1 protein-coding gene and 1 pseudogene are annotated in these 1,787 nt (G+C 47.5%); one reads left to right on the forward strand and one right to left on the reverse strand.

Annotated features, from left to right (window positions below):
* Positions 1 to 2 precede the first annotated feature (2 nt).
* Entirely contained in the window at positions 3 to 1,196 is a 1,194-nt protein-coding gene (locus ACTHUT_RS19600; RefSeq protein WP_440419499.1) for a sodium-dependent transporter, read from the forward strand.
* A 61-nt stretch (positions 1,197 to 1,257) separates the two neighbouring features.
* Here the strand turns inward: ACTHUT_RS19600 and ACTHUT_RS19605 are convergent.
* Positions 1,258 to 1,787: pseudogene (locus ACTHUT_RS19605) on the reverse strand (D-lactate dehydrogenase); the annotation flags it as partial.

A 1,787-nucleotide genomic window follows, 5' to 3' on the forward strand; every position in this document is an offset into this window, starting at 1 on the left:
GTATTCCGATGATTTTGGTGGAAAACGTCATCGGCCGCCGTAAAGGCGTGAACGCGCTGGATGCATTCGGCGGCTCGATGAACGGCAAACCAGTCGCCAAAATTTGGAAAGCGGTCGGTTGGATGGGCCTGCTCGGCGCATTCGGCATCATGGCCTATTACATGGTGCTCGGCGGCTGGGTGATCAGCTACATCATCAATATCATCGGCGGTAATTTGGACATTTCCAGTCCGGTTTCCGGCGAAGTCACCAAAAGCTTCTTTACCGAACACATCGAAAACAGCCCTTGGGAAATTGCTTTCTACACCTTCCTATTTGTGGTTGTGAACCAATGGATCTTGGTCAAAGGCGTGATCGGCGGTATTGAAAAAGCGGCAAAATACCTGATGCCGCTGCTGTTTTTATTCCTGATTGCGATGGTTGTGCGCAACGTTACCCTGCCGGGCGCAATGGAAGGCATTACCTTCTATCTGAAACCTGACTTCAGCAAAATTACCGCCGAACTGTTCGTCTTCGTTTTGGGACAAGTATTCTTCGCCTTGAGCTTGGGTTTCGGCGTGATGATTACGTTATCCAGCTATCTGGATAAAAACGAAAATCTGGTTCAGACGGCCGTGATTACAGCGATTACCAACACTTTGATTGCCGTGTTGGCTGGCTTTATGATTTTCCCTTCCCTCTTCAGCTTTGGCGTTGCCCCTAACTCCGGCCCGACGCTGGTGTTCCAAAGCCTGCCTATCGTGTTCTCCAATATGTGGGCAGGCCCAGTGTTTGCAGTGATTTTCTTCTCACTGCTTCTGATTGCCGCGCTGACCACTTCTCTGACCATTTATGAAGTGTTGATTACGACCATTCAGGAAAAAACCAAAATCCGCCGCGCAGCCGCGATTACCATCGTACTGGCAGGTATTTTTATCTTCGGCAATATTCCTTCCATCTTGAGCTACGGCCCATGGAAAGATATTTCCGTGTTTGGTAAAAACATTTTTGATGCCTTTGACTATATCAGCGGCAACATCCTGTTTATGCTGACCGCGCTCGGCTCTGCCTTGTTTGTTGGCTTTGTGATGAAAGATGAAGCGAAGGAGGAATTGCTCTACAAAGGCAACCATACCACCGTCAATATCTGGTTTGCCTATGTGAAATACCTTGTACCATTGGTGATTCTGCTGATTTTCATCAGCAACCTGTTCTGATAAGCAAACATATAAAAAAGCCGTCTGAAATGTTCAGACGGCCTTTGTTTTTTACTATGCTTTATTCAGCCCAGTTTTTCTTCTTACTGGTTTTACCGATACCCGGGTTGAAGCTGTTGGTAGGGTCAAGTTTTTTATAGAACTGTTTCAGCGCAGGCTTGGCTTCATACAGATGACCGACATTGTGCTCGGCAGGATATTGCGCGCCGCGTTGGTCAAGCAGATGGAGCATTTCATGTTCTAAGGCCATGCAGTCATTGCCTTTTTTAATGATGTAGTCCTGATGGAACACATGACACATAAAATGTCCGTAATACAATTTATGGATGATTTTATTGTCGATTTCCGGCGGCAGTGTTTCAAACCAATCACGATCATCACGGCGCAAGGCAATATCGAGCGCAACCAAATCTTCTACCTCATCATCATGCACCGCACGATAGCGAATTGCGGCAGAAGCTACGGCAAAGCGATGCAGCATGGCCGCCTGCGTTTCTTCGGCATTACATTCGAAGAATGCGCCGCCATGGGTTGCAAAATATTCCTTCAAGAAAGCACGCGCTTCTTCTACGCCCTCGCCACCCATTTTCA

Source organism: Neisseria sp. P0022.S010 (assembly GCF_051956635.1).